1 protein-coding gene is annotated in these 8,343 nt (G+C 53.1%); it reads right to left on the bottom strand.

The window, feature by feature from the left end; all coding sequences use genetic code 11:
• Positions 1-102 precede the first annotated feature (102 nt).
• The coding region (locus NLX78_RS23620; RefSeq protein ID WP_302057485.1) for an amino acid adenylation domain-containing protein at positions 103-8,343 on the bottom strand (8,241 nt) is incomplete at its 5' end.

Raw genomic sequence — 8,343 nt, forward strand, 5'->3', positions numbered from 1 at the left:
GAGCGTTGTGTCAGAAAAAGAATACTTTGCAGGCAAGGGCAGTCGGACAAGCCGCCGCCCTTTGCACACGCAAAGTGAATTCATTGCATTTAGAAAACGGATTTAGAAAACAAAGTCGATGGAATCCGGCGAGAAGCCTTCCGGTTGCTCGTCCGAGTTCACCTGAATATCGCTTAATAGCAAATCTGGATTGATCCCAACCTGGGACAGGATCGCTATCAAATCTCTGGTTAATCTCTCAATAGCGTCGGCTCCAAACAGCTTCGTGCAATATTCAAAGGAACCCTTGATTTCCCCGTCTTCATCACTCATGGACAAGGTCAAATCGAATTTGGAGATGCTGTGCTCCTGAACATATGGACTGAAGGACAGCGTTTCTAGCTCCACTTCCGGTGACTCCGTATTTTGCAGTATAAACATAGTGTCAAATAATGGGTTACGGCTTGCATCCCGTGCTACATCCAGCTTTTCCACCAACTCTTCCAGTGGATAATCCTGATGCTCGAAGGCTTGCAGCGTACGATCTCTGGCTTCTAGCAAGTAGTTGTGGAACGTTTGGTTGCCCCTCGGCTGATGCCGGATGGCTAGCGTATTGACGAACATTCCGATCAGTGGCTCCAGCTCAGGCAACAAGCGTCCTGCTACTGGCGTACCGATGATCAAATCGTCCTGACCGCTGTATTTGGACAGCAGAACGGTGTAGGCGCTCAACAGCACCATGTACAGCGTGCTTCCGGTCTGTGCCGCAATTCGGTGCAGTTGCTCGGATACATTCGCGTCCACTGTAAATTCATACATCGCACCCTCGAAGCTGCGAACAGCAGGTCTAGGATAAGCAATTGGCAAATCCAGTACCGGTAATTCTCCGGCTAAATGCTCCAGCCAGAAGTGTTCCCGGCGTTGGTATGATTCACGCTGCATCTCCTGCTGCTGCCACACGGCGTAGTCTTTGTACTGAATTTGCAACGGCTCCAATTCCTGTCCCTCGTACAGTTGTACCAGCTCCTGCACGATATTGTTAGACGATACACCGTCTGAAATAATATGGTGCATGTCGTACATCAGGAGATGGCGCTCTGGTCCAGTTTGAATAAGACGGACACGCAGCAGTGGTGCCTGGCGAAGATCAAAGCTGCGTACAAAGGACTCGATATAGGCTCCGGCTTCGGACTCCCTGACCTGCAAGTGCTCTACTGCAAACTCCACTTGATCGTAAACCCGCTGAACGACCTCGCCTTCCACCATTTCAAAGGAAGTCCGCAGCGTTTCATGGCGGGCTATTAACTGACGGAACGCATCTTCCAGCCGATCGGCTTGAAGCGGTCCCTCCACGGTTAATACACCCGGCATATTGTAGCTGAGATCCCCACCTTCCAGATGACTCAAAATGTACAGTCGTTTTTGAGCCGAGGAAACCGGGTAGTACGCCTGTTGCGCCGCCGCAGGAATCACCGTATAGGTGTCTGTCCCGTGCGTTGCGATGAGCTGGGCTTGCTGCTCAATCGTAAAGTGTTGGAACACCTCACGCAGCGTAATCCGACTGTCCAGTTCCTGATGGATTTTGGCCACCAGCGTCGTTGCCCGCAGGGAGTGCCCACCCACGTCAAAGAATGAGTCGGTGACTCCTACGCTGGACAGCTTCAAGACATCCTGCCAAATTTGGGCTAGCTTGGCTTCCAGCGGCGTCCGCGGTGCAACGTACTCCAGGCCTCCTTCGAGACGTGCTTCCGGTGCCGGCAACGCCTTGCGGTCGATTTTCCCGTTCGGTGTCAGCGGGAAATGATCCAGTTGTACCACATACGTCGGGATCATGTAATCCGGCAGCTTCGGCTGCAGCGCATTGCGCAGCTCCGGCAAACTCAGGGACTCTGAAGCTATGATGTAGGCACACAGGTCCTTGTGTCCGTCTTCGTTTTCCCATGCTGTGACCACGGCTTTCTGAATGCCATCCACGGTCAGCAGCTGCGCTTCCACTTCGCCCAGCTCGATCCGGTAACCCCGGATTTTCACCTGATGGTCGATCCGGCCCAAATACTCAATGCTGCCGTCTGGCAACCACCGGGCCAGGTCGCCTGTCCGGTACATCCGGTTTGCGTGAGTGCTGTCCGCTTGATCGGCTGCTGCCGCATCAGCGAACGGATTCAGGACGAACTTCTCTGCCGTCAGCTCCGGCAAGTTCAGGTATCCTCGTCCGACACCTGCACCTCCGATATAAAGCTCACCAGCGATCCCGATCGGCACCAGCTGTTGCTGGCTGTTCAAGATGTACACAGACTGGTTCGCTATCGGCGTTCCGATGGATACCGTGTGCTCCCCTTTTTCCATCAGTACGTTCAGGGACTCTACATCTTCAATCGTATAAGCAGTCGCATCTACTGTGGTTTCGGTCGGACCGTACACGTTCGTAATGACCGGACGATACCCGGACCACTTGTGCAGGAACACATTTACCAGCTGCACGGATAATGCTTCGCCACCGATCAGGTAATGCTTCACTTCCGGCGCTTCCGTCACATTGACACTTTCGTTCAAAATATGCAGATGCGCAGGTGTGCCGTCCGACAGATCAATCCGGTGCGTACGGTAGTAGGCGATCAAATGCTCTCCGCTCAGACTGACGTCACGGGACACCACGTGCAGGGTGTGACCTAACAGCAAGCTGGCAAAGATTTGCTTCACTGAAGCGTCAAATACAAATGCCGACAGCCATGCGACATGAAGCGGCTGTTCATAACGGCTGTATACTCGCTCCAATAAAGCATCTACCAGATTGCTAACACTGCCCTGCTCGATCATGACCCCTTTCGGCTGGCCGGTGGTACCTGACGTGTAAATCATATAGGCCAGGTTATGCGGGCGGGCGACAGGAATTAGATTACTCGCATCCTGTGCTCCCAGTTGAGCTTGAACGTCCTCGTCATCCAAGACTACAGCTCGAACTGTGGATGGCCAGCTGAGCGACAGGTTGGCAACTCTGCTTGTAATCACGACCTTGGCCCCACTGTCTTGGAGCATGTAGTCGATGCGCTCCTGTGGATACATCGTATCTATCGGCACATACGCGCCTCCGGCCTTAAGTACCCCCAGAATGCTCACCAGAATATCCGCAGAACGTTCCAACAATACGCCAACCGGTTGATCTGTTTCGACCCCTTCCGCTCGTAACACACGAGCCAATTGGTTCGCACGCTCATTCAGCTCAGTGTAGGTCAGCGCGGTGGCCCCAGACACAACTGCTATCCGCTCAGGGTTGCACTTCGCTTGCTCTTCAAAGCGTTCGCTGAGCGAACGGCCTTGCAATGCTCCAAGCAGGCTGTGCGCATTCGGATCATTGAACACCTTCAGAATCTGCTCGGTTTCTTCTGCCGTAATCAGTTCCAGCTCACCCAGCTTCGCATCCGGGTTCGCCGCCACGGCTTCGGCCAAGCGAACAAAGTGACGCGTCATCCGTTCTACTGTTTCGCGCTCGTACAACGCAGTTGCATACTGTAATCCGAACTGGATACCTGCCTCTTCCTCTCTAGCTTCCAGCGTCAAATCAAACTTCGCTGGCGTTTGTTCCAAGCCGTATGGACGGAAGCTCAGATCTGCCAGTTGCAGTTCGCCTTCCTCGGTGGTTTGCAGGGTAAACATCGTATCGAACAGCGGATGGCGGCTCATATCCCGCTTCACATTTAGCTTTTCCACCAGTTCCTCAAATGGGTAGTCCTGATGTTCATAGGCTTGCAGAGCACAAACTTTCACTTCTTCCACGTAGCTGCGGAAGGTACGTTCCGCTGTCGGATAGTTCCGCAATGCCAACGTACCGACGAACATCCCGAGGATCGGTTCCAAATCTGCATGCTGTCGTCCTGCAATCGGTGTGCCGACTACAATATCTTCTTGCCCGCTGTATTGGTGTAAGAGCGCGGTGTACGCTGCCAGCAGCACCATATACAGCGTCGAGCCTGTGTGCGCCGCCAGTTCCTTCAGGCGTTCGCTAGCTTCGCGCTCCAGCCCGAACACCACCGTATCGCCTGCCGTACTTCGTACCGACGGACGGGCAAAGTCTGTCGGTAGATCCAGCACAGGCAGTTCACCCCGGAAGGTGTCGAGCCAGTACGCTTCCTGACGTTGCATCCACTCTTGATGGGCTTCGCTTTGCTGCCATACCGCATAATCCTTGTACTGTATACGCAATGGCGAAAGCTCTTCACCGTCGTACAAGCGGACAAATTCATCGGTCAGTACCCCCATGGACACACCATCCGAGACGATATGGTGCATATCGAGCATGAGCAAATGCTGTAGTTCCTGCTCGGTTCCTTGTACACCCAAATCTACCAAGCCTACCCGCAGCAGCGGAGCGGATTGCAGATCGAACGGACGTACAAACTGTTGCACACGTTCTTGTGCTTCCTGACTGACCATCGTGTCCGCAGTTGCACCCTCTATCTGGACCTTCGTATACTCCACCTCGAACGGCACGGTGTCCTCAATCCATTGCACCGGCTCACTGTCCACCAGCTCAAAGCGGGTACGCAAGGTCGCATGACGGGCGATTAATTGACGGAACGCGTCTTCTACCCGTTTCACATCCAGCGGTCCGCTCACTTGCAGCACCGACGGCATGTTGTAGTTCACATCATTCGGGTCGAACTGATGCAGCACATACAGTCGTTTTTGCGCCGAGGAAAGCGGGTAGAAGTTGCGTTTTTCCGTCACCGGAATGGACGCATACGCCACTTGATCCAGACCTTCCATGACCGTTGCCAGTTGTTCAATCGTTGGCGCTTCAAAAATACTGCGCAGTGGAAGCGGCTTGTTCAGCTCCTTGTGAATTTTCGAGGCCAGCGTCGTCGCCCGCAGCGAGTGTCCGCCAATCTCGAAGAAGTTTTCCTTCACACCGACCTGCGCCAGACCCAGCACATCCTGCCAAATTTGCGCCAGCTTCACTTCCACCCACGTCCGCGGTGCGACATAATCGGCTCCGCTTTGCAGGTTGACTTCCGGTGTTGGCAGTGCCTTGCGGTCGATTTTACCATTCGGTGTCAACGGCATCTGCTTCAGCTGTACCAAATACGAAGGCACCATGTAGTTTGGAAGCTCCTCGCCCAGTAAGCTGCGCAGCTCACCAGCGCTTACTTCCCGTCCAGCAACATAGTACGCCACCAGCTGGTTTTGCCCCTGCTCGTCGGCCTGGGCCAGTACGATGACCTCCTGTACGTCCTCCACCTTCAAAATTTGTGCCTCGACCTCGCCCAGCTCGATCCGATAGCCCCGGATTTTCACCTGATGGTCGATCCGGCCCAAATATTCGATGTTGCCGTCTGGCATCCATCTCGCCAAGTCACCCGTACGGTACATTCGTTCGTAGCCGGCTTCACCAGCCGCAAACGGATTTGGTATAAATTTCTCAGCCGTCAGCTCTGGGCGATCCAGATAACCACGGGCCAGACCCGGACCGGACACGCACAGTTCACCCGCTACGCCTACCGGAGCCAAATGTCCATGCACATCCACCATGTACACCCGATGATTCGGCATAGGGCGTCCGATGGAAATGAGTTGTCCTGCCCTTTCATCCTCGGATACCGGCCAGATGGACGTCGCCACCGAGTTTTCGGTTGGACCGTAGCCGTTGTAGTACGCCACCTGATCCTTCCACTTGTATACCAATTCTGTTGAGGATGCTGAACCCGCAGTGAACAGAATACGCAGGTTTGGCATCCGTCCCGGCTCCAGATACACCGCATAGGTCGGTGGCAACGTCGCCACCGTAATCTGATGTTCTGTCATATAATGTTCGAATCTCTCATAGTCCAAAATCGTCTCTGACGTTGGCACATACAACGTGGCTCCGCAGAACAGCGCCTGGAAGATTTCCCAGCAAGCCGCATCAAACGAATAGCTGGCGAACAGCAACGTATGATCCGACGTGCGGATCTTGAGCGTCTGATCAAAATACGTTTTCAGATTGCATAGACCGCGATGCTCCAACATAACACCCTTCGGCTGCCCCGTCGTACCCGACGTATAAATGACATACGCCAGATCGTTTGGACCAGACAACGACTCCAGATTGGAAGCATCCTCGTGATACACGCCCTGTGCCCCATTCAGCACCAGCACGTTACCGTCGAAAGCCACTTTATCCACCAGATGGCTTTGCGTTAACAATAGCTTCGCACCCGAGTCGTCCAGCATGTAGCGGATACGCTCCTCTGGATAGGTCGGATCGATGGGGACATATGCACCCCCGGCTTTCAAAATGCCTAAGATCCCCACGATCAAGTCTACCGAACGTTCGGTCATCAGACCCACCAGGCGATCCTTCGTCACGCCTTGACTGCGCAAGGTGCGCGCCAGACGATTCGCACGTTCATTCAGCTCGCGATAGGTCAACTGCTCTCCTTCGAAGAACAACGCTGGCTGTTCCGGTGTCTGCGCCGTTTGTGTTTCGAACAAGCCATGGATCGTTTGCCCGCTCGGATACTCGGCAGCTGTATCTCCCCATACGCGGAGAATTTGCTCACGCTCCTGCTCACTTACCATATCCAGCTCATGCACTCGAATGTCCGGCTTCGCCACCGCCTGCTCCAACAGCTGTATCAGATGGCCCTGAGTCCGTTCAACGGCTTCCCGATCATATAACTTCGCATTGTATTCAAATCGGATTTTCATCGCTTCCTGCGGCATAACGACCAGATTGAAATCATAGTTGGTTTGTTCAATCATGCCGGCATTGCGAATTTCAAAATCCGACTCTGCACCTTCGCCAAGTTGCTCGACCTGCTCCTCCACCGGATAGTTTTCAAACACGATAATGTGGTTGATCAGATCTTGCTTTTGCTCGCTCAAGGCTTGAATTTCATATAGCGGATACGTTTCATAATCTTGGGAAGTCAGCGCCTGCTGCTGATTCGTTCTGATCATGTCAGCAAAGGTGTCCTCAGCCCCACTGCGGATACGTATTGGAATGGTGTTAATGAACAAGCCCACCATATTTTCGATCCCCGAAATATCCGCTGGACGACCAGACACTACACCGCCAAAAACAGCGTCGTCACTACCATTGTACTTTTGGAGCAGCAATCCCCAGGCTGTTTGCAGCAATGTATTCGGGGTCACGTGGTGCTGCTTGGCCACCATTTCCATACGTCCGGTCAAATCCTTGCCCAGATCGCACAGGATATGCTCAAATTGTGCATCGTCCGCCTTCACGCCTACTTTTCCGGTCGGAATCGAAGTTTGCTGATCATAGCCGAGCAAATAATCCTTCCAGTAGGAAGCTGCCGCTTCTACATCCTGTGCTTCAAGCCACTCAATATACTGACTGTATGGAGTCACGGGGGCAAGCTTCGGCTGTCTATGCTCCACGGCTGCAAAATAAGCCTCAAACACCTCATCCGTGACTAACGCCACACACCAGCCATCCATCAAGATGTGATGAGAGCTCCACACAAAATAATAATCCTCGTCACCTGTTCGTAAAATCGCCACGCGCATCAACGCATCCCGGGACAAATCGAATCCGGCTGCCTTGTCCTTGCGAATAAATTCCTTCACATACGCGTCACGCTCCCGCTCATTCAGATGACGCAAATCTTCGCATCTGAAACCAACATCCTTGCGGCGGAAAATAACCTGCACAGGCTCATCCTGCCAACCGCTGATGAAATTAGCTCTAAATATCTCATGCCGCTGCGCCAAATGATTCAAGCTATCTTGGAAAATATCCGCTTGGAAGCGTCCATGCAAATCAAAGGTCGTTTGTTCAAAATAAGCACCTGACTCTGCATCCATCAGACTATGGAACAACATGCCTTTTTGCATCGGCGTCAGCGCATAGACATTTTCCAGTTCCCCCATGTCACGAGTCCGTTCTACCAACTGATCCAGCTCGGCCATGGTTACATGTTTCAGCATGACATCGCTTGGCGTCAGCTCTTGCTGTTTGCGGCCTGCGCAATGCGCAATGATTTCCTGCAAGCTGGTTCTGAACTGTTCGGCTAACTGCTCCATCGTTTCACGACGATATTCCTGCTTGCTGTAGCTGATCGTCAATTGCAGCTCGCCTTCCGAAATCAGTCCGTTCATATCCAGCGTGTGCGATCTGGCTGCATGGGCGCTAAGCTCTGCTCCGCTAGCGTAAGGAGATACACCAACGGATTTATTTTGCATATCTTGGTCAAATTGTCCCAGATAGTTAAAGCTGATTTCAGGCTCGGTTACAAAACGCTCTTGCTCACGTGCTGCGGACAGGTATCTCAACATACCGTAGCCAATGCCCTTTTGCGGAATGCGGCGTAGTCCTTCTTTCACATGTTTGATGCGCTGTGAAAGGTCTTGCCCCACGCTCAT

The organism is Paenibacillus sp. Lou8.1 (assembly GCF_024213565.1).
Taxonomy (GTDB): domain Bacteria; phylum Bacillota; class Bacilli; order Paenibacillales; family Paenibacillaceae; genus Paenibacillus; species Paenibacillus polymyxa_B.